Origin of the sequence: Allokutzneria sp. NRRL B-24872 (assembly GCF_002155965.1) — a bacterium.
Classification (GTDB): Bacteria; Actinomycetota; Actinomycetes; order Mycobacteriales; family Pseudonocardiaceae; genus Allokutzneria.
Genome location: NZ_MUMH01000067.1, coordinates 62,716 through 82,241, shown reverse-complemented (window position 1 = coordinate 82,241; position 19,526 = coordinate 62,716). Strand labels below are relative to the sequence as shown.

The 19,526-nt window shown below is 70.1% G+C and carries 18 protein-coding genes, 1 tRNA gene and 1 riboswitch; of the genes, 8 read left to right on the top strand and 11 right to left on the bottom strand.

Annotation, left to right across the window (positions count from 1 at the left end; all coding sequences use genetic code 11):
• Positions 1-31: 31 nt before the first annotated feature.
• Positions 32-1,162: a sensor histidine kinase gene (locus CCN37_RS18850; RefSeq protein ID WP_086822536.1), complete on the top strand. Its 1,131-nt coding sequence runs from the start codon at positions 32-34 to the stop codon at positions 1,160-1,162.
• Here the strand turns inward: CCN37_RS18850 and CCN37_RS18845 are convergent.
• Both CCN37_RS18845 and CCN37_RS18840 read right to left on the bottom strand, forming a co-directional pair.
• The gene (locus CCN37_RS18845) at positions 1,159-2,205 is read right to left on the bottom strand and encodes a trans-acting enoyl reductase family protein (RefSeq protein WP_086822533.1); all 1,047 of its coding nucleotides are present in this window, start codon (positions 2,203-2,205) and stop codon (positions 1,159-1,161) included. The genes CCN37_RS18850 and CCN37_RS18845 overlap by 4 nt on opposite strands.
• 220 nt (positions 2,206-2,425) lie before the next feature.
• Positions 2,426-2,959 (bottom strand): GNAT family N-acetyltransferase, encoded by a 534-nt coding sequence (locus CCN37_RS18840; RefSeq protein WP_246843130.1) that lies wholly within the window; start codon positions 2,957-2,959, stop codon positions 2,426-2,428.
• Positions 2,960-3,167: 208 nt separating this feature from the next.
• On the opposite strand from CCN37_RS18840, the gene CCN37_RS18835 reads away from it, so the two are divergent.
• The gene (locus tag CCN37_RS18835) at positions 3,168-3,596 is read left to right on the top strand and encodes a hypothetical protein (RefSeq protein ID WP_086822531.1); all 429 of its coding nucleotides are present in this window, start codon (positions 3,168-3,170) and stop codon (positions 3,594-3,596) included.
• 50 nt (positions 3,597-3,646) lie between these two features.
• Here CCN37_RS18835 and CCN37_RS18830 read toward each other — a convergent pair.
• The 3 genes from CCN37_RS18830 to CCN37_RS18820 form a co-directional block, all read right to left on the bottom strand.
• Positions 3,647-3,718, bottom strand: a tRNA-Val gene (locus CCN37_RS18830).
• Between the two features lie 42 nt (positions 3,719-3,760).
• Positions 3,761-4,228 (bottom strand): peroxiredoxin, encoded by a 468-nt coding sequence (locus CCN37_RS18825; protein ID WP_086822530.1) that lies wholly within the window; start codon positions 4,226-4,228, stop codon positions 3,761-3,763.
• 73 nt (positions 4,229-4,301) lie between these two features.
• Entirely contained in the window at positions 4,302-4,733 is a 432-nt protein-coding gene (locus CCN37_RS18820; protein WP_086822528.1) for a DUF3052 domain-containing protein, read from the bottom strand.
• Positions 4,734-5,016: 283 nt separating this feature from the next.
• Between CCN37_RS18820 and aceE the strand changes: the two genes are divergently transcribed.
• Positions 5,017-7,788, top strand: a complete 2,772-nt coding sequence (gene aceE / locus CCN37_RS18815; protein ID WP_086822526.1) for a pyruvate dehydrogenase (acetyl-transferring), homodimeric type — start codon at positions 5,017-5,019, stop codon at positions 7,786-7,788.
• 58 nt (positions 7,789-7,846) lie between these two features.
• On the opposite strand, the gene aceB is transcribed toward aceE, so the two are convergent.
• The 4 genes from aceB to CCN37_RS18795 all read right to left on the bottom strand — a co-directional run bounded on the left by aceB (position 7,847) and on the right by CCN37_RS18795 (position 12,586).
• Positions 7,847-9,442, bottom strand: coding sequence for a malate synthase A (gene aceB / locus CCN37_RS18810; RefSeq protein ID WP_086822524.1), 1,596 nt, complete (start codon positions 9,440-9,442; stop codon positions 7,847-7,849).
• Positions 9,443-9,509: 67 nt separating this feature from the next.
• Positions 9,510-10,793: a M14 family metallocarboxypeptidase gene (locus CCN37_RS18805; protein ID WP_086822522.1), complete on the bottom strand. Its 1,284-nt coding sequence runs from the start codon at positions 10,791-10,793 to the stop codon at positions 9,510-9,512.
• 47 nt (positions 10,794-10,840) lie between these two features.
• Positions 10,841-11,476 (bottom strand): nicotinamide riboside transporter PnuC, encoded by a 636-nt coding sequence (gene pnuC, locus CCN37_RS18800; RefSeq protein WP_086822520.1) that lies wholly within the window; start codon positions 11,474-11,476, stop codon positions 10,841-10,843.
• A gap of 81 nt (positions 11,477-11,557) precedes the next feature.
• Positions 11,558-11,699, bottom strand: a riboswitch (FMN riboswitch).
• Between the two features lie 86 nt (positions 11,700-11,785).
• A complete protein-coding gene (locus tag CCN37_RS18795; protein ID WP_086822517.1) occupies positions 11,786-12,586 on the bottom strand; it encodes a hypothetical protein in 801 nt (266 codons plus the stop codon).
• A gap of 283 nt (positions 12,587-12,869) precedes the next feature.
• On the opposite strand from CCN37_RS18795, the gene CCN37_RS18790 reads away from it, so the two are divergent.
• The 5 genes from CCN37_RS18790 to CCN37_RS18770 all read left to right on the top strand — a co-directional run bounded on the left by CCN37_RS18790 (position 12,870) and on the right by CCN37_RS18770 (position 17,767).
• Positions 12,870-14,075, top strand: a complete 1,206-nt coding sequence (locus CCN37_RS18790; RefSeq protein ID WP_246843129.1) for a CdaR family transcriptional regulator — start codon at positions 12,870-12,872, stop codon at positions 14,073-14,075.
• A 231-nt stretch (positions 14,076-14,306) separates the two neighbouring features.
• A complete protein-coding gene (locus tag CCN37_RS18785; protein WP_305764715.1) occupies positions 14,307-15,242 on the top strand; it encodes an ACP S-malonyltransferase in 936 nt (311 codons plus the stop codon).
• Positions 15,239-16,225, top strand: a complete 987-nt coding sequence (locus tag CCN37_RS18780) for a beta-ketoacyl-ACP synthase III (protein WP_086822514.1) — start codon at positions 15,239-15,241, stop codon at positions 16,223-16,225. Before CCN37_RS18785 ends, CCN37_RS18780 begins: the two co-directional genes overlap by 4 nt.
• 76 nt (positions 16,226-16,301) lie before the next feature.
• A complete protein-coding gene (locus CCN37_RS18775) occupies positions 16,302-16,544 on the top strand; it encodes an acyl carrier protein (RefSeq protein WP_086822511.1) in 243 nt (80 codons plus the stop codon).
• Complete coding sequence (locus CCN37_RS18770; protein WP_086822508.1) at positions 16,541-17,767, top strand: beta-ketoacyl synthase; 1,227 nt, start codon at positions 16,541-16,543, stop codon at positions 17,765-17,767. The genes CCN37_RS18775 and CCN37_RS18770 overlap by 4 nt, the downstream gene beginning before the upstream one ends.
• A 552-nt stretch (positions 17,768-18,319) precedes the next feature.
• Here the strand turns inward: CCN37_RS18770 and CCN37_RS18765 are convergent.
• Positions 18,320-18,904 carry a hypothetical protein gene (locus CCN37_RS18765; RefSeq protein ID WP_210408104.1) on the bottom strand — a complete coding sequence of 195 codons (585 nt, stop codon included), beginning with the start codon at positions 18,902-18,904 and terminating at the stop codon, positions 18,320-18,322.
• A 44-nt stretch (positions 18,905-18,948) separates the two neighbouring features.
• Entirely contained in the window at positions 18,949-19,449 is a 501-nt protein-coding gene (locus CCN37_RS18760) for a DUF3145 domain-containing protein (protein WP_086822502.1), read from the bottom strand.
• Between the last annotated feature and the right edge of the window lie 77 nt (positions 19,450-19,526).

Below are 19,526 nucleotides of genomic sequence, written 5' to 3'. Positions count from 1 at the left end.
TGGTAACACGTACGGGGACAGGGGAGGCCAGGTGCTCGTGAATCGTGCGCGGCGCGTCGTCGCGCGTCACCCGCTCGCGCTGGACGTGCTGGCGCCCGTGCTGCTCACCGCGATCGGCGTCCCGATGACCGCGGCGAAGTACGGCATGGCGGCGCTGCCGTGGATCTTCCAGTTCGTCCTGGTGTTGCCGCTGCTGTGGTGGCGCAAGGCCCCGGTCGCCGTCTTCGCGACGCTCGTCGTGCTCGTGGGCTCGCAGTGGGCGCTCGGTGTCAGCGTCGTCGGCGAGCTGGCGGTCTACTTCGCGTACTACAGCGTCATGCTGCGCCGCCCCGCTCGCGAGGCTTACGCGGCGACCGCGGTGGTCGTCGTCGGGATTCTGGTGCAGTCGCTCTTCGGCGTCGTTGTCCCACGTTTCGTGGGCATCCCCCCGGTGGGCATGGCCACGATGGCTGGGCTGATCGGGCTGACCCTGCGCAACCAGCGCGCGTACCGGGCTTCGACGCGCGAGCGCGAAGCGCGCCAGGCCGAGCTCGCCGTTGCGGCCGAGCGGACCCGCATCGCGCGGGAGATCCACGACATCGTCGCGCACAGCCTCGGCGTGATGATCTCCCTCGCCGATGGCGCGACGAGCGTGGCGCGCGTCGACCCGCAGAAGGCGCTCGGCGCGATGGAAGCCGTGTCCAGCACCGGTCGCGGCGCGCTCGGCGAGCTCCGGCGGGTGCTCGGCGTGCTGCGCGCGGAGCACCAGCTGGACGAGCATTTCCCGCAGCCCGGGATCTCCACGCTCGGCGAGCTGGTGGAGCAGACGCGGGCGGCGGGCCTGCCCGTGACCTACGCGCTGGAGGGTCACCCCGACCGCATGCCCGCGAGCGCTCAGGTGGCGGTGTACCGCATCGTCCAGGAGGCGCTGACCAACACCATGAAGCACGCCGATGGCTGTTCGGCGGTGCGCGTGGAGGTCCGGCTCGACGACTCCGGCGCCGAGGTCGTCGTGTCCGACACCGGCGGCGTCGATCTCGCTCCGCGCCAGCCCGGCAGCGGTCACGGCCTGGTCGGCATGCGCGAACGCGTCGCCGTGTTCGGCGGCTCGTTCTCCGCCGGGCCCCGCGAGAACGGTGGTTGGCTCACCACCGCCCGCGTCCCCGTGCTCCGCGAGCCCTAGAGAAAGCTCGGCGCGACGCTCACCTGGACTCCGTCGAGTTCGCGGACGAAGTCGGCTCCGAAGGCCGATGAGGGCGTGTGCGCTCCAGGCCGCACGACGCCGGATTCCAGGCGGTGCACCGCGCGCACGACCGCGTCGGCCGTCATCGGGTACGGCCCTGGCCCGGTCAGCGTGGCCGAGACCGTCTCTCCGTCAGCGCCCGTGACGCGCCCCCACAGCTCGGAACGACTGCGCCCCAACGTCTTCTCCGAAGGACCTGGCACGAACCGCTCCACCAGCGCGCTCGCGATCTGTTGTGCCATAGGGAGTTTCAGCATCGCGGTGCCCAGATCCTGTGCGAGCGCGGGCATCTTCGGCACGCGGAAGTACGTCGCGATCTCCTCGATCCCCGTCGAGCGGTGCGCCGTCACCAGGTCGCCCCACGGGATCGGCATCGCCGACGCGGTCCCCGACGGGAACGGCACCTCGACGTGGTGTCCCGAGCGGATGCGCCGCAGTCCGCCCGCCGCGCGCACGAACGTGCCCTGCCCCGCCGAGCCGATCGCCGACTTCAGCGTGCCCGGGCTCGCGCCTCCGGTGATCGACAACGCCAGCTCCAGCCGCCGTGCTCCCGGCATCTCCGCCGCCAGCAGCGCCGCCAGGCAGTCCGTCGGCACCACGTCGAACCCGCTGCCCGGCAACAGCACGATCCCCGCGTCCGCCGCCGCTCCGTGGTAGCCGAAGACGTCTTCGAAGACCGCGATCTCACCCGTGACGTCCAGGTAGTTCGTCCGCGCGTCCACGCACGCCGCCACCATCGGCACCGCCGTCGCCGTGAACGGCCCCGCGCAGTGCGCCACCGTGTCCACCCGGCTCAACGCCGCGCGCGTCGCTGCTTCGTCCGCCAAGTCGAAGATCCGGTACGGCAGGTCCAGCTCCGCCGCCAACGGCGCCACCCGCTCACGCGAACGCCCCGCCAGCGTCGGCCGCTCTCCGCGCTCCACCGCCAGCTTCGCGACGAGGCGACCCGTGTACCCGTTGGCGCCGTACAGCATCCACGTCATGGCCCCACAATGCCGCCCACGCCCCCGAACCGCCAACACCCCACCTCGCCGCCGCTCACGCCGAAGTCCCCCACCACCTCCGCGTCACTCCGCCCCCGCTCCGCGCCTGGCGCTCCGACGTACCCAATGTGACATTTGTTTCGCCAGACGTAACCAATGCCGCATTGGTTTCACCCCGCCACGGGTCTGGTGGGTTGGGGCACTTGAAGCGCGGTGAGCCTCAGGGGTCAGAACGGGCCGCGCGCCGCAATCGGGCCTTGGCCGGATCGCTCGGCTGCTTCGTCGTGCGGTGCGCTTTGCCCGGCACCACGCCCGTCGGCTCGGCGTGCCGGACGAACAGCGTCACCGTCACCCGATCGCTGAAACCGTTGCGCTGCATCAAGGTCGCCGAGGCCACGTTGCTCGCCTCCACGTCCGTCACGATGCGCGTCGCCCCCTCCGCGAACAGCGCCCCGCAGCACGCGTCGAGCAGCTTCCCCGCCAGGCCCTGCCCCTGGTGCGCCGGATCGACCGCGATCCACTCCAGGTAGCCCCAGTCCTCGCGCTCGTCGTAGGACATCGAGCCGAGCACGAAGCCGACGACGTCGTCGTCGCTCTCCGCCACCCAGCACGCGAGCGGCTGCGCGTCGAGGTGAACGGCCACGCTCGACAGCGACCACGACGTGTAGGGCATCGCCGTGACATCGAAGACTCTGTTGCCCAGGGCCAGGACTCCGGCCAGATGGTCCAGGCGCATCAGCACGAGGTGGACCACGATCTCACTTCCCCTGTTTCCGGTTGCCCAGAAACCTACCCCGGCGGCGACGGCCCCGCCGTAGACGGCGCAGATCGCGATTCGACATCCAAGAACATCTCAAAAGGCACTTGTCCTCCGAAAAGGTGGTCACACGAAGAACGGGAAACACATCGACCCACCCCAGCGAAGAAGTAGACAATTCAACATTTTCTTCGAGGGGGTCGCGATGAACAAGGCGATGAAGATCGGCGGAGGCGTGCTCGCGGGGCTGCTGCTGATCGGAATGGGATCGGCCATCGGAAAGCAGAACCAGGAGCCCGTCGCGGCACCGACGACCTCGGTCACGACGTACACGCAGACGCAGACCCAGTACGTCACCGTCACCCCGACGACCACTCAGCCTCCTGTCACCACAACGGAAGCACCGGCGCAGCAGAAGACGTGGGGGCCGGGCACCTACAAGGTCGGCGAGGACATCGACGCGGGCACCTACGTCTCCGAAGGCGGGACGATGTGCTACTGGGGACGAATGCGCAACGATTCCGAAGAACTCGGCTCGATCATCGCGAACGACATCAGCCAGGGAAAGGCCCGATTCACCACCAAAAAGGGTGAGTACGTCAAGATCTCGGGCTGCACGTTCACCAAGCAGTGACCAAACAAAGACGCGGCCCGTGACAACACGGGCCGCGTCGGTGAATCCGGTGGGCGCAGTAGGTTTCGAACCTACGACCACTCGCGTGTAAAGCGAGTGCTCTACCACTGAGCTATGCGCCCCGAACCCGCGACGGCCCAGAAGAGCCGCCGCGAGCGAGAGTACTAGGCGGTGACAACGGCCTTGACGGCCTGCTTCCAGCCGGACTGGTCGCGGGCCTCGCCGGGCGCGTTGACCTCGGCGAAGCGGACGACGCCCTGCTTGTCGATCAGGAACGTGCCGCGCACCGCGAAACCGGCGCCCTCGTTGAACACGCCGTAGGCCTTGGCGACCTCGCCGTGCGGCCAGAAGTCCGACAGCAGCGGGAAGGTGTAGCCCTCCTTCTCCGCCCACGCCTTCAGCGAGAACGGGGTGTCCACGGACACGCCGAGGACCTGCACGTCGTCGTTCTGGTAGTCGGCGAGCTCGTCGCGCACCTGGCACAGCTCGCCGGTGCAGATCCCGCTGAAAGCGAACGGGTAGAAGACGAGCAGGACGTTCTTCGCACCGCGGAACGAGGACAGGCTGACCTGCTCCTTGTTCACGTCGGGCAGCGTGAAGTCCGGGGCCTCGGTACCGACCTCAAGCGACATCTCGGGCACTCTCCAGGGTCTAGGCTGCGCGCTCTACTGCTACGTGCAGCCTAGACCCCGGCGGAGATCCGTCTCAGCGCTTGGGCTTGACCGAGCGCGAGGTGACCAGGCGGGTGCCCAGCCAGTCCTCGGCCGCGCTGATGTTCGAGGTCTGCGAGAGCCCGGCCGTGCGCGCCGCCTCCGCGATGTCGGCGGGCTCGACGTGGCCGTCCCTGCCCTGCTTCGGTGTGAGCAGCCAGATCACGCCCTCGTCTGCCAGGGGGCTCATCGCGTCGACCAGATCGTCGGTGAGGTCGCCGTCGTCCTCTCGCCACCACAGCAACACGACATCGACCACCTCCTGCGCGTCCTCGTCGAGCAGCTCGCTCCCGCAACGCTCCTCGACGGCGGCCCTGAGGTCGTCGTCGACGTCCTCGTCCCAGCCGAACTCCTGGACGACAGTGCTCGGTTCGATCCCGAGCTTCTCGGCGACGCCGACCTTGCCGGCGTCTTCCGCGGCGACCACGGCTTCTCACTCCTCCAACTACGCCGAGGCGGCGACCCCTGGTGGACCGCCGCTCCTCGATGTGAAATCGGTCGCGGTTAGCGAACACTGGAGATGCCCGGTTCCGCAACCGCCCACACCGGGACACGCCGTAACGGTTGTGCACAGGCATGCCTCGATCGGTTGATTGACAGTTACCGACGAGTAGCACTCCCACGCGTGCGCGCACACGCGAGCGTGGGGGAGGATGGGCGGGTAACCACCAGGATCGAGTGAACACACGAGCAGCAGGCGAGGAGAACCCTTGGCCCCGCACAACACCGGCGCCCCCGGCGTGGGCGCCCCCGAGCGGGTGCGCGTCATCCGCGACGGACTGGCCGCACACCTCCCGGACATCGACCCGGAGGAGACCGCCGAGTGGCTTGAGTCCTTCGACTCAGTCCTCGAAGGCGCAGGTCAGCAGCGTGCGCGGTACCTGATGCTGCGCCTGCTGGAGCGGGCGCGGGAGAACCACGTCGGCATCCCGTCGCTGACCAGCACCGACTACGTCAACACCATCCCGACCGAGCGCGAGCCCTGGTTCCCCGGTGACGAGGAGACCGAGCGGCGCTACCGGGCGTGGATCCGCTGGAACGCCGCGATCATGGTGCACCGCGCGCAGCGCCCCGGCGTCGGCGTCGGCGGGCACATCTCCACCTACGGGTCGTCGGCCGCGCTCTACGAGGTCGGCTTCAACTGGTTCTTCCGTGGCAAGGATCACCCGGGTGGCGGCGACCAGATCTTCATCCAGGGTCACGCCTCCCCCGGCATCTACGCCAGGGCGTTCCTGGAGGGCCGCCTGTCCGCGGAGCAGCTGGACGGCTTCCGGCAGGAGTACTCCCACGGCGGGGCGGGCCACGGGCTGCCGTCCTACCCGCACCCGCGGCTGATGCAGGACTTCTGGGAGTTCCCGACGGTGTCCATGGGCCTGGGCCCGATGAACGCCATCTACCAGGCGCGGTTCAACCGCTACCTGCACAACCGGGGCATCAAGGACACCTCGCAGCAGCGGGTGTGGGCCTTCCTCGGCGACGGCGAGATGGACGAGCCGGAGTCGCGCGGCCTGGTGCACGTCGCGGCGGCCGAGGGCCTGGACAACCTGACCTTCGTGATCAACTGCAACCTGCAGCGGCTCGACGGTCCGGTGCGCGGCAACGGCAAGATCATCCAGGAGCTGGAGTCGTTCTTCCGCGGCGCGGGCTGGAACGTCATCAAGGTGATCTGGGGCCGCGAGTGGGACTCGCTGCTGCACGCCGACAAGCAGGGCGCGCTGGTCAACCTGATGAACAGCACCCCGGACGGCGACTACCAGACCTACAAGGCCAACGACGGCGCCTACGTGCGCGAGCACTTCTTCGGGCGCGACCCGCGCACCAAGGAGCTGGCGCTGCCGCTGAGCGATGAGGAGATCTGGAACCTCAAGCGCGGCGGCCACGACTACCGCAAGGTCTACGCGGCCTACAAGGCGGCCACCGAGGGCAACGGCCAGCCCACGGTGATCCTGGCGAAGACGATCAAGGGCTACGGGCTCGGCCCGCAGTTCGAGGCGCGCAACGCCACGCACCAGATGAAGAAGCTCAACGACCTCAAGCTCTTCCGCGACCTCCAGCGCATCCCGATCACCGACGAGGAGCTGGAGCGCGACCCGTACCTGCCGCCGTACTACCACCCCGGCAACGACGCCCCGGAGATCCAGTACCTCCAGGAGCGCCGCCGCCAGCTGGGCGGGTACTCGCCGGAGCGCCGGGTCAAGAGCACGCCGCTGGTGCTGCCCGGCGACAAGGTCTACGACGTGCTCAAGCGCGGTTCGGGCAAGCAGGAGGTCGCCACCACGATGGCGTTCGTCCGGCTGCTCAAGGACCTGGCCAAGGACCCGGAGATCGGCCACCGCCTGGTGCCGATCATCCCGGACGAGGCGCGGACCTTCGGCGTGGACTCGATGTTCCCCACGCAGAAGATCTACAACCCGAACGGCCAGCTCTACACCTCGGTCGACGCCAAGCTGATGCTGTCCTACAAGGAGAGCGAGCAGGGCCAGATCCTGCACGAGGGCATCAACGAGGCCGGTTCGGTCGCGTCGTTCACGGCGGCGGGCACCTCCTACGCCACGCACGGCGAGCCGATGATCCCGATCTACATCTTCTACTCGATGTTCGGGTTCCAGCGGACCGGCGACGCGTTCTGGGCCGCAGCGGACCAGATGGCGCGCGGCTTCGTGCTGGGCGCCACCGCGGGTCGCACCACGCTGACCGGTGAGGGCCTCCAGCACAACGACGGCCACTCGATCCTGTTGGCGCACACCAACCCCGCGGTCATCGCCTACGACCCGGCGTGGTCGTTCGAGGTGGCGCACATCGTCAAGGACGGTCTCCGCCGGATGTACGGCGAGAACGCCGAGTCCGTCATGTACTACCTGACGATCTACAACGACCCCTACGTGCAGCTGGCCGAGCCGGAGAACCTGGACGTGGACGGCCTGCTGAAGGGCCTCTACAAGTTCCGCGACGCGCCCGAGGGCTCCGGCCCCAAGGCGCAGGTGCTCACCTCCGGTGTGGCGATGCCGTGGGCCCTCAAGGCGCAGGAGCTGCTCAACGAGGAGTGGGGTGTGCAGGCCGACGTCTGGTCCGCGACCTCCTGGTCGGAGCTGCGCCGCGAGGCCGTGGAGATCGACAAGCAGAACCTGCTGCAGCCCGACGTGCCGCCGCGCGTGCCGTACGTGAGCCGCGTGCTCGCGGACGCGCCCGGCCCCGTCGTCGCGGTGTCGGACTGGATGCGCGCGGTCCCGGACCTGATCCGGCCGTACGTGTCCAGTGACATGGTCACCCTCGGCACCGACGGTTTCGGGTTCTCCGACACCCGCCCGGCGGCCCGTCGCCACTTCCTGGTGGACGCCGAGTCGATCGTGGTCGCCACGCTGGCCGCACTGGCCAAGCGCGGTGAGGTCGAGCAGTCGAAGGTCGTCGAGGCGGCGCGCAAGTACCGCATCGACGACGTCCAGGCAGCGGGTCCGCAGACCTCGGACTCCGGCGTCGCCTGACGTTCGCACGCACGCGAAGGCGCCCCACCGATCGGTGGGGCGCCTTTTCGTTGCCAGCTCAGCGGATCAGGGCCTGGGCGGGGATGGTGAGGAAGTCGGCGAACTCGGAGTCGAGCACCAGGCGCGCGAAGAGCTCTTCGGCCTCGGCGAAGCGCTCCGACACGTAGGCCTTGTCGCCCAGCTCGGCGCGCATGGCGGCGCGCTGTTCGGACAGCAGCGAGTGGATCAGCTCAGGCGTCACGCGCCGCCCGTCGCTGAGGCGCACGGCGTAGCGCAGCCACTGCCACAACTGGGATCGCGAGATCTCCGCCGTGGCCGCGTCCTCCATCAGGTTGTCGATGGCCGCAGCACCCGTGCCGCGCAGCCACGAAGCCACATAACGCACTCCGACGCTGAGGTTGGTGCGCACACCGGCCTCGGTGACGCGGCCCGGCGTCGCGGCGATATCGAGCAACCGCGAGGCGTCGGCGCGCAGCCGGGGGCGCTTCGCGAGCTGGTTGGGCTCGTCGCCGAGCACGGGGTCGAACACCGTGCGGCACACTCGCACGAGGTCGGGGTGGGCGACCCACGAGCCGTCGTAGCCCAGCGCCGCCTCGCGCTGCTTGTCCTCGTGCACCTTGGCCAGCGCCTGCGAGGTGACCTCGGAGTCCCTCCGATTGGGGATGAACGCGGCCATGCCACCGATCGCGTGCGCGCCCCTGCGGTGGCACGTGGCGACGAGCAGTTCGGCGTAGGCGCTCATGAACGGAGCCGTCATGCCGACCGCGGCGCGGTCCGGGAGCACGAACTTCTCGCCCGCGTCGCGGAAGTTCTTGATCACGCTGAACAGGTAGTCCCACCGGCCCGCGTTGAGCCCGGACGCGTGCTCGCGCAGCTCGTAGAGGATCTCCTCCATCTCGAACGCGGCGGTGATCGTCTCGATCAGCACGGTCGCGCGGATGGTCCCGTGCGCGATGCCGAGCGATTCCTGCGCGTGCGCGAAGACCTGGTTCCACAGCCGCGCTTCGTAGTGGTTCTCCATCTTCGGCAGGTAGAAGTACGGCCCGCTGTCACGGCGCAGCAGCTCGTGCGCGTTGTGGAAGAAGTACAGGCCGAAGTCCACCAGCGCGCCCACGGCGGGGCGGCCGTCGACGAGCAGGTTCGGCTCGTCGAGGTGCCAGCCGCGCGGGCGGACGACGATCGCGGGCAGCGGGACGCGGTCGCCGCGCAGCCGGTACTCCTTGCCGCCCGGCGCCCGGTAGCTGATCTTCCTGCGCACCGCGTCGGCCAGGTTGACCTGCCCGGAGATCACGTTCTCCCAGTGCGGGGTGTTGGCGTCCTCCAGATCGGCCAGCCACACCCGCGCCCCGGAGTTGAGCGCGTTGATGGTCATCTTCCGCTCGGTCGGCCCGGTGATCTCCACCCGTCGGTCGACCAGGTCGGCGGGCGCGGGCGCCACCTTCCAGGACGCGGAGCGCAGTGAGGCCGTCTCGGAGGGGAAGTCGAGGCTGCCGGTCCGGCCGATCTCCGCGCGCCGCTCGGCCCGCTGGGCGAGCAGTCGGTCTCGGATCGGCCGGAACCGGCGGTTCAGGTCTGCGACGAAGGCGAGCGCCTGCGGGGTGAGGATCTCCTCAGCGCGCTCGACCGAACGGCCTAAAACCTGAGTGTCTGCCATGTCTCCATGATGCCCGGACCTTCAAGCCCCAGAAACACGGCGAGATGACCGTTGCGGCACAAGCACATCAGCAGGTGCTCACGCGCTCGGCGGTGGTGATCTTGTACTGGCCCTTCGCGTCGAGCAGCAGCGGGATCAGTCCGCGAGCCTGTTGCGCCAGTGGCACGAAGCGCCCGCCGCCCGTCGGCCAGCTGTGCACGTCGTGCAGCTCCAACTTCTGCCGGACCTGGTCGAACTGCGCGGTGGTGAGCCGGTATCCGCACGGCGGCTGGTTGAGCACTTCCTCCGGCTTCGGCGCCTGGTTGTCCGCTCCGCCGAAGTACACCGGCTTGCGCTTCAAGGGCTCCAGAGTGCGGCTGAAGGTCGTGGCCAGCTCGATCTGCACACGGCGCTCGCGCGCCATCTTCAGCGTGCTGTCCACCGAGACCAGGTGCGAGTGCACGCGGCGACGCGCGTTGAGCGCCGGATCGGCCTTCTCGGCGGCGTTCTTCGGGTCCACGGCCGATTCGAGCAGCATGCCCACGGCGTGCTTGAGCCCGGAGGTGTTGCGCAGGATGCGTTCCTGGCCGTCACCCGCGGTCTGCTTGATCGGAGCGCCGGTGTTGGGGTCGGTCCAGATGCCGTAGACACCGCTCGTGTGCCCGGCGTCCTCCACCGCGACCTTGGCGTAGTCGCGCGACAGCTTCTCCGACTCGTCGTGCACGCGGTCGGCGACGTTGAGGTTGCGCGGCCACAACCACGTCACGTCCTTCTCGTAGTACGGCGGCGTGGTGCTGTACTCGTGCAGGTCGTGGACGATATCGGGCTTGTAGTCCTTGAAGACCTTCGCCGTCGCGCGCGCCTCCGGGGTCTCCAGCGCGATGTGGTCGCGGTTGATGTCCACACCGTTCGCGTTGCCCCTGGTGTCCGCGACGCGGCCGTCGGGGTTGGCGGTCGGCACGAACAACACCGTGGTGGCGCGCAGCATCCGGACGATCTCGGCGTCCCGGGAGAACGCGAGGTCGCGGATGCGACTCAGGCAGCCCTCGCGCCCGGCGGGCTCGTCACCGTGCTGCGAGCAGATGAACAGCACGACGGAGCCCGCCGCGACCGCCGGTGCGGGCCGAGGACCCGGCTCGGCGATCTGCACGAGCTGGATCGGGCGGCCCTGCACGGTCGAGCCGATCTGGCCGATCTTGACGCGGCGCGAGCCCGCCGCGACCTTCCCGAGGAAGGCGGCTTCTTCGGGCAAGGTCGTCCACGCCTTGCCGTTGGACGCTTCGAAGGGCGTCTTCAAGGCAGGAGCGGCAGCGGCGGCGGGCACGGCGAGCGAGGCGCCGAGGCCGACGACGAGCGCGGCAGCGGCGGTCATCCGGCGAAAAGTCACGAAATGGACTCTCACGCGCGGCTTCAAGCAGGTCAAGCACCTTTCAGAGCAGTGTCGGCCGCTCGGTGGCGGTCAGCCGTTCGCAGCCAGTCGAGCAGGCCGCGCACCACGAGCACCGAGAACACGATGTACACGGCGGCGGAGAAGTACAGGCCCGAAGCGAACTGCAACGGCACTCCGACCGCGTCGACGGCCAGCCACACCAACCAGAACTCCACGAGGCCCCTGCCCTGCGCGGCGAACGCGACCACCGTGCCGACGAAGATCCACGCGTCCGGCCACGGCGCCCACGACGCGTCCAGCGCTTTCAGGATGAGCGCGACCCCGACGGTGCCCACGACCATCGCACCGAGCAGCGCGAGCCGTTCGACGCCGGTCGCCTTGCGCACCACGACGCCGTACACCGGGTCCTGCTTGCGCGACCACGCCCACCAGCCGTAGAGCGAGATCGCGAAGATGACCACCTGCCGCGTCGCGAGGCCCCCGAGATCAGCGGAGATGTAGACCGCGAACAGCAACACGGTCGCGCCCACCTGCACAGGCCAGGTCCACAGCGTGCGGCGCTGGGCGAGGAACACCACCGCGAGCGCGCACAGCTGACCGAACAGCTCGGCGTAGGAGATCTTCTGCCCGAACAGCGTGAGGCCCTCTGTGACCAGCACGTCCACCGCGTTCTCCTCTCCCCTGCGGTCCCGGGGCGGCACAACGCGGCAGACGGCGTGCGGGCAGCGCACACCGTCAACACGCGCGTGCGCTGCCTACCATCCGGACTTTCACCGTCGGCCCTGGACTTGCACCAGGTCAACCGCTAGCTGGCTGCCAGCGGGTCGCGGGCTTCGGGGTCTCCCCCGTCACCGCCGGTTCGGACTTCCACCGACCCCGGTAGCGCACGACTTCTTCGTGACTGAGCTTCTCAGTGACTCAGTCCAACAGTCTCGCGCACCGGGGCTATTCCTCAGCAGTGACTTCCGACGCCCTTATGCGTCCTTGGGCGGCTGCTGGTCGCCGTACGGCGGAGGGGTGCCGGGCGGCATGGTGCCACCGGGCGCTCCGGGCATCGGGGTTCCGGCGGCCGGGGTGGGCATGTCCTGCATGGCGGTCGTGGTGCGCGGGGTGCTCGCCTCGGTCTGGAGCCGGTCCAGCCAGCCCTCCCACCGCTGCTGCATCGGCCGGATCAGACCACCGCCGACACCGACGACGAGGATGCCGCCGACCGTGGCCAGGACGGTGATCAGCACCGGCAGGGTCACCGTGGTCGCGATGCCCAGCTGGTTGAGCGCGGCGATCACGCCGAGCGCCAGCACGAACACGTAGGCGAGCGTGCTCAGCGGGCGGGTGAAGGGGCGCGGCCCGAGCGCGGAGGTGAGCAGGTCGCGCAGCACCCTGGCGATCGCCGCGGCGACGAGCACGAGCACGATCGCGACGACGATCCTCGGCAGGTAGGCGATGACGTCGTTGAGCAGCAGGCTCACCGAGTTGCCCGGCCCGAACGCGCCGAAGGCCAGCTGCAGCGCGATCAGCAGCACGAAGTAGTAGACGAGCTTGACGATCAGCTCGCCCACGTCCAGCCGGGAGCGGGCCAGCACGTGGCCGATGCCCGCCTTCTCCACCAGCCTGCCGAACCCGGCCTTGCCGAGCACCAGACCGACCACTTTGGACAGTCCTTTGGCGATCAGCCAGCCGACCAGCAGCACCAGCAGGAAGCCCAGCAGCTTGGGCAGGAAGGTGGCGATCATCGACCACGCGTCGGCGAGGCCACTGCGCAGTTCGGCTCCCATGGTTCCTCCTGGGATCGAGGCGGTTGTCCGCCCCGGGTGTGCTCCCCGCCCCGCTCCCGGCAAACCGGCGGCGGCGACATTAGCTCGATCGGGTCAGAGAACTGGCCCCCGCGCCGTCGTCCGTCCAGAGTGGACACACCGGTGGGGACCGGGGACCCCGAAACCGCTCGGCGCACGCGCCGAGCGGTTTCGGCGTTCCGGGGCCGGTCCCCCGCACCAGCCCGTCGCACCAGTCCGTCACACCTGGCGTCGCGCCGGTCGGCGACGTGCGATCGTGTAGCCCATGACCGCATCCGCCGACGACGTGCCGCCGCTGCGAGGGATGTCCTCCAGCACCCTGCGCACCCTGGAACGCGCGTCCGGCGGGCTGGCCTCCTCCAGCATCGGCGAGATGGACCAGCTGCTGCCCTGGTTCCGCAGGCTGCCGGCCGACCAGCGGGCCAGCGTGCTGCTGGTGATCCAGACCGGCGCGGCCAACTTCGTGGAGTGGCTGCGCGACCCGACCCAGGCGATCCGGCTCACCGCAGAGGCTTTTCGCGCCGCTCCCAAGGACTTCTCCCGCTGGGTGAGCCTGCGCCAGACCGTGGAACTGGTCCGGATCGCGATCAACATCCTGGAGCGCGAACTGCCCGTGCTCGCCGAGGACGACGTCGAGCGGGCGGTGCTCACCGAGGCGGTGCTGCGCTACGGCAGGGAGATCGCCTTCGCGGCGGCCACCTCCTACGCCGCCGCGGCCGAGGCGCGCGGCGCGTGGGACGCCCGCCTCGAAGCGCTGATGGTCGACGGCATCGTCCGCGGCGACGCCGAGGAGTCGCTGCTCTCGCGCGCGGCCGCGCTCGGCTGGGACCCGGCCGCCGAGGCCACCGTGCTGGTCGGCGCCTCCCCCTCCGACGACCCGCCCGCCGTGGTCTACGAGGTGCGCAGCCGCGCGGCGCGGATAGGGCGTCCGGTGCTGTTGAGCGTGCAGGGCTCCCGCCTGGTCGTGGTGCTCGCCGGTCCGGTGGACAGCCCGTCCGGGCACGAGGTGCTGACCAGGATGGCCGACGCCTTCGACAAGGGACCCGTCGTCGCCGGTCCCACCGTCGCCGCGCTTGCCGATGCCTACCGCAGCGCGGCCGACGCGCTCTCCGGCCTGCGCGCCGTGGTGGCGTGGCCGGACGCGCCGCGCCCCGTGCGCTCGACGGACCTGCTGCCGGAGCGCGCGCTCGCCGGTGATCCCGAGGCGGAGCGCCAGATGATCGACAAGGTGGTCCGGCCGCTGGTGGACGTCGGCGGCTCGCTGCTGGAGACCGTCGAGGCCTACCTGGAGGTCGGCGGAGTGCTGGAGAGCTGCGCGAAGCGGCTGTTCGTGCACCCCAACACCGTGCGGTACCGCCTGCGCCGCGTCACCGAGCTGACCGGCTACACCGCTTCCGACCCGCGTGACGGCCTGGTGCTGCGGATGTCGCTCGCCGTCGGCAGGCTCGCCCGTGCCCGCGGTCACTGGTGACGGTCACAGCTGACTGTCTTTTCGTGTGCATTCAACAAACGCCCTGCCCTTCGGGCACAACACTGTGACGCAGCTAGCACGTCCGCCGGGGGTTAATCGCGGGTGAACGCTCCCGCATGCTGGGCGTCGTGGGGTGGGCAAACCCGCGCGGCACGCGACCCTTTGTAGACACCCCACAGAATCGGTGGCCGTACTTCGTCAGTGACGGCATCCCGGCCGAGGACGCTGACCGTGTTCAGTGAGCACGTGATCGCGCTGCTCGCCCCAGGACAGGGCTCCCAGTCGCCCGGCATGCTCACTCCGTGGATGGAGTTGGACGGCGCCGAGCGGCGGCTGGCGCGGTGGTCGGAGACGATCGGGCTGGACCTGGTCCGGCTCGGCACCACCGCGAGCGCTGACGAGATCAAGGACACCGCCGTCACGCAGCCCCTCGTGGTGGCGCTGTCGGTGCTGGTGTTCGAGGAGTTGGCCCGCCGGGTCGAGGTTCCCACCGACGTCCCGGTGGCCGGCCACTCGGTCGGTGAGCTCGCCGCCGCCGCGGTGAGCGGCGTGCTCACCGCCGACGAGGCCGTCGAACTGGCTGCCGTGCGCGGTGCCGAGATGGCCGCGGCGTGCGCGCTGGAGCCGACCGGGATGAGCGCGGTGCTCGGCGGGGACGAGGACGAGGTGCTGTCGCGGCTGGCGGAGCTGGGCCTGGACCCGGCCAACCGCAACGCCAAGGGCCAGGTCGTGGCCGCCGGATCGGTTGCCATGCTGGAGAAGCTGACCGCTGAGCCGCCCGCGTCCGCGCGCATCCGCTCGCTGGCCGTCGCCGGCGCCTTCCACACCCGCTTCATGGCGCCCGCCGAGCAGGCCCTCGGCAAGCGCGTCACCAGCATCACCCCGGCCGCGCCGGTGCGCCCGCTGCTGTCCAACGCCGAGGGCGCGGTCGTCTCCGACGGCGACGACGCCCTGCGCAGGCTGGTCGCCCAGGTGACGCTGCCGGTGCGCTGGGACGCCTGCATGGCGACGCTGGCCGCGCGCGGCGTGACCACCGTGATCGAGCTGCCGCCGGCGGGCACCCTGGTCAACCTGGTGAAGCGCGAGCTGCCGCAGGTCGACCGCCTCCCCCTGAAGAGCCCCGCGGACCTGGACAAGGCCGCCGAACTGATCGTTGGTGCCGTGTGAGCGAGTCCCGACCGCTGATCCAGCTGCCCGCAGGCTCGCGCGGCAGCAGGCTGCTGGGCTTCGGCTCCGCGCAGGGCGATCGCGTCGTCACCAACGACGACATGGCCAAGGTCATCGAGACCTCCGACGAGTGGATCCGCTCCCGCGTCGGCATCGCCGAGCGCAGGCTGGCCACCGAGGAGCAGTCGCTGCACGTGCTGGCCACCGAGGCGGGCAGGGCGGCGCTGGCCGACTCCGGTATCTCACCGTCCGATGTGGACACCGTGATCGTGGCGACCTGCACGATGTCCGTGCCGATCCCCAACGTCGCCGCCCGGGTCGCCGACGCGCTCGGCATCACCGGCGCGGGCGCCTTCGACGTCAACGCCGCGTGCGCGGGCTTCTGCTACGCGCTGGGCAACGCGACCGATCTGATCCGCTCCGGCACCGCACGGCACGTGCTGGTGATCGGCGCGGAGCGCTTCTCCAACTGGGTGGACTGGGAGGACCGGTCGACCGCGATCATCTTCGCCGACGGCGCGGGCGCCGCGGTGGTCGGTCCCGCCGACGAGCCCGCGATCGGCCCGGTCTCCTGGACCAGCCGGGGTGACCTGTCGAGCACGATCGGCATCACCGAGCGCAACTTCGTCTTCCAGGAGGGCCAGTCGGTCTTCCGCTGGGCGACCACCGAGGTGTGGCCGACCGCGGAGCGCGCCTGCGAGCGGGCCGGGGTCAAGCTCTCCGACATCGACGCGCTCATCCCGCACCAGGCCAACCTGCGCATCATCGAGACCATCGCGCGGAGCCTGCGCGGGCGCGGCGCGCGCGAGGACATGAAGGTCGCCAGGGACATCGTGCACAGCGGCAACACCTCGGCGGCCTCGATCCCGATCGCCATCGACCACATGCGCAGGGCCGGGGAGCTGTCCTCGGGCGAGGTGCTGCTGCTGGTCGGCTTCGGCGCGGGCCTGGTCTCGGCCGGCCAGGTCGTCATCTGCCCCTGACGGGGGCGAAACCAAGAACTCCGGGAGCGCGGCTCCGCTCTTCCGGTCGGTGGGAAGTCAAGAGAGGAACACGCACGTGGCGAGCAACGAAGAGATCCTGCAGGGCCTGTCCGAGATCGTCGAAGAGGTCGCGGGTGTCGACCAGGACGACGTCAAGCTGGAGAAGTCCTTCGTGGACGACCTGGACATCGACTCGCTGTCCATGGTCGAGGTCGCGGTGCAGGCCGAGGACAAGTTCGGCGTGAAGATCCCGGACGACGAGCTGGTCAACCTGAAGACCGTCGGCGACGCGGTGAACTACATCGCCTCGAACGCATGAGTTTGACCGACGTGGTCGTCACCGGCATCGGGGCGACGACCCCGCTGGGCGGTGACGCGAAGTCCACCTGGGACGGACTGGTCGCCGGCCGCAGCGGCGTGACCAAGATGCAGGGCGACTGGGCCGAGCGGTTCGAGCTCGACGTGCGCATCGCCGCGCACCTCGCGGTCGAGCCGACAGAGGTCCTGCCCCGCGTGGAGGCGCGGCGTCTCGACCGCTGTGAGCAGGTGGCGCTCGTCGCCGCCCGCGAGGCCTGGGCCGACGCCGGTCGGCCCGAGATCGATCCCGAGCGGCTCGCCGTCGTGGTGGGCACCGGGATCGGCGGGGCGCTGACCATCCTGCACCAGGACGACCTCCTGGAGCAGTACGGCAAGCGCAAGGTCTCACCGCTCACGGTGCCGATGCTGATGCCCAACGGCCCGGCCGCCTGGGTCGGTCTCGACCTCGGTTCCCGCGGCGGGGTGCACGCGCCGGTCTCGGCGTGCGCCTCCGGCGCGGAGGCCATGGCCTGGGCGTGGCGGATGCTGCGCTCCGGCGAGGTCGACATCGTCGTCGCCGGGGGCGCGGAGGCGTGCATCACCAGCCTCCCGGTCGCCGGGTTCAGCCAGATGCGGGCCATGAGCACGCGCAACGACGAGCCCGAGCGCGCCTCGCGGCCCTTCGACGCCGGACGCGACGGGTTCGTGCTCGGCGAGGGCGCCGGCCTGCTGGTGCTGGAGCGCGAGGACCACGCCAAGGCACGCGGCGCCCGCGTCTACGCGAAGCTCGCCGGTGTCGGCACCAGCGCCGACGCGCACCACATCACCGCGCCCGACCCCGAGGGCAAGGGCGCGGCGAGGGCCATCACCAAGGCGCTGACCACGGGCGGGCTCTCTCCCGCCGACATCGGTCACGTCAACGCGCACGCCACGTCCACCCCGGTCGGGGACGTCGCCGAGGCGATGGCCATCCAGAGCTCCGTCGGCTCGCACCCGGTCGTCACCGCTCCGAAGTCCGCGCTCGGCCACCTGCTCGGCGGCTCCGGCGCGGTGGAGTCCATGGCGACCGTGCTCTCGCTGTACCACGGCGTGGTCCCGCCCACCCTGAACCTGGAGAACGTCGACCCCCGCGTGGAGCTGGACATCGTGGCCGGAGAGGCCCGCGACATCAAGCTCGACGCCGCCGTCAACGACTCCTTCGGCTTCGGCGGGCACAACGTCGCACTCGCCTTCACCAAGGCGTAGGCACCACCCTCCGCGACCCGGTGAGCCTCCACGCTCACCGGGTCGTTCCTTTGTCCGCACTAGCCGTCGCCCCGCTCGCGCCGTCGTCGAAGCCCTGAAGGACCCCTTCAGGTACCTCAACTCCCCGAATGACCCTTTCAGTGCGTTGAAGTACCTGAACGACCCGTTCAGTGCGTTCAACGCACCAAACGAGGCGTTGGTGTGCAGCCCACGTCGAGGCGCGCGGGGGAACTTCGGTGGCTGGCCAGCACTTCGTCTCGGGCACCGACGCCTCGCCCCCGCCGCAGCACTCCCTCGCTCAGCCGCCGGGTTGTACCCGATGTGGCATTTGTTTCGTCAGACGTAACCAATGCCGCATTGGTTACGTCCGGACCGCGGGCGCGCGGAGGTTTGGGGCGGTTTGAGACACGTGGAGCGGGGATTCGAGGGTCTTGATTGAAGACGCGGGAACCCGGCGGCTGCCGGAGAGCGGCGGGAGCGGAGCGAGGTGACGGAGAGCTGCGTTCTCGGAGAGCCAGTGGAGCTGCGCGGAGAACCGGCGGGGGGGGGGAGTCAGCAGCGGGCGGTGCGGGCGCTGTTGTACAGGCCGTGGTTGATCTTCCAGTTGCCGTTCTCGGGCACGAGGGGGTAGACGACGCGCCACTGGACGCAGCTCGCGCGCATCTCGGGTGGGGCCTTGCTGGGGTCCTGCACGCTGACGAGGGTCAGCATGACGCGCAGCGCGCCACCGGGGGCGACGTCCACGCGGTGCACGTAGATGGTGCCGTCCTGTGTGGACTCGTACTCGGCGCGCCACTTGGCGAGGGACATCTCCTGCACGCGAGCCTGGACGACGGTGGTCTTCCAGACCTCGTAGTCACCGCGGTTGATGGCGCTGAAGTGGCGCTGCAACAGCTCGCGGATCTCCTCGGCGTGCGGGTGGCCCGCCGCGTCCTTGGTGAGCTGGACGGTGTCGGGCCCCGGCTGGTTCACGGGGTTGCGCGAGGTGGTCTCGGGCAGCACGACGGCGGGCACCACGGGTGTCTCGACGCGGGCGGACAGCTCGCGGACCCCGAGCCCGACCCCCACCGCGAACACGGCAGCCACCAACACCACCGGAAGCAACCAGCGTTGCCCGGCGCGCTTCGACGTCCTCACCGGCACCACGGCACCAGCGTGCCACAACCGCCGCGTAGCCCGGCTCAGCCCACCCGGTGCAGCCAGGTCACCGGAGCGCCGTCGCCGGCTCTGCGGAACGGTTCGAGGGCGTCGTCCCACGCGGAGCCGACGAGCTCGGAGACGCGGTGCGCGATGGCCTCGACGCCGCGGTTGCCGACGAGGGAGCGCAGCTGGTCCTCGTTGACCACGATGTCGCCGTTGGCGCTGGTGCGCGCACGCCACAGGCCGAGCCCGGGCGCGTAGCAGAAGCGTTCGCCGTCCACTCCGGGACTGGGTTCCTCGGTGACCTCGAAGCGCAGCATCGGCCACGCGCGCAGCGCTGAGGAGAGCTTGCCTCCCGTGCCGGCGTCGCCGGTCCAGGAGCACTCCGTACGGAGCTGCCCCGGCGCCGCGGGCTGTGCTGTCCACTTCAGGTCAGCGCGGACGCCCAGGGTGCCCGAAATCGCCCACTCGACGTGCGGACAGACCGCTGACGGCGATGAGTGGACGTACACGACCCCACTGGTGATGCCCCGGTTGCTCACTGCTGACCTCCGCTGCTGACGAGGGACGTCTTCCCCTACGCCCTGTCAGTGCTCCAGCAGGTGATCTTCCGGCGATC

What these genes read in the sequence shown, in the direction of transcription:
- CCN37_RS18835 (WP_086822531.1), top strand. Translation starts at nt 3,168, where the DNA reads ATGAACAAGGCGATGAAGATCGGCGGAGGCGTGCTCGCGGGGCTGCTG.
- CCN37_RS18770 (WP_086822508.1), top strand. Translation starts at nt 16,541, where the DNA reads ATGAGTTTGACCGACGTGGTCGTCACCGGCATCGGGGCGACGACCCCG.
- aceB (WP_086822524.1), bottom strand. Translation starts at nt 9,442, where the DNA reads ATGGCAGACACTCAGGTTTTAGGCCGTTCGGTCGAGCGCGCTGAGGAG.
- CCN37_RS18805 (WP_086822522.1), bottom strand. Translation starts at nt 10,793, where the DNA reads ATGACCGCCGCTGCCGCGCTCGTCGTCGGCCTCGGCGCCTCGCTCGCC.
- CCN37_RS18790 (WP_246843129.1), top strand. Translation starts at nt 12,870, where the DNA reads ATGACCGCATCCGCCGACGACGTGCCGCCGCTGCGAGGGATGTCCTCC.
- CCN37_RS18845 (WP_086822533.1), bottom strand. Translation starts at nt 2,205, where the DNA reads ATGACGTGGATGCTGTACGGCGCCAACGGGTACACGGGTCGCCTCGTC.
- CCN37_RS18825 (WP_086822530.1), bottom strand. Translation starts at nt 4,228, where the DNA reads ATGTCGCTTGAGGTCGGTACCGAGGCCCCGGACTTCACGCTGCCCGAC.
- CCN37_RS18795 (WP_086822517.1), bottom strand. Translation starts at nt 12,586, where the DNA reads ATGGGAGCCGAACTGCGCAGTGGCCTCGCCGACGCGTGGTCGATGATC.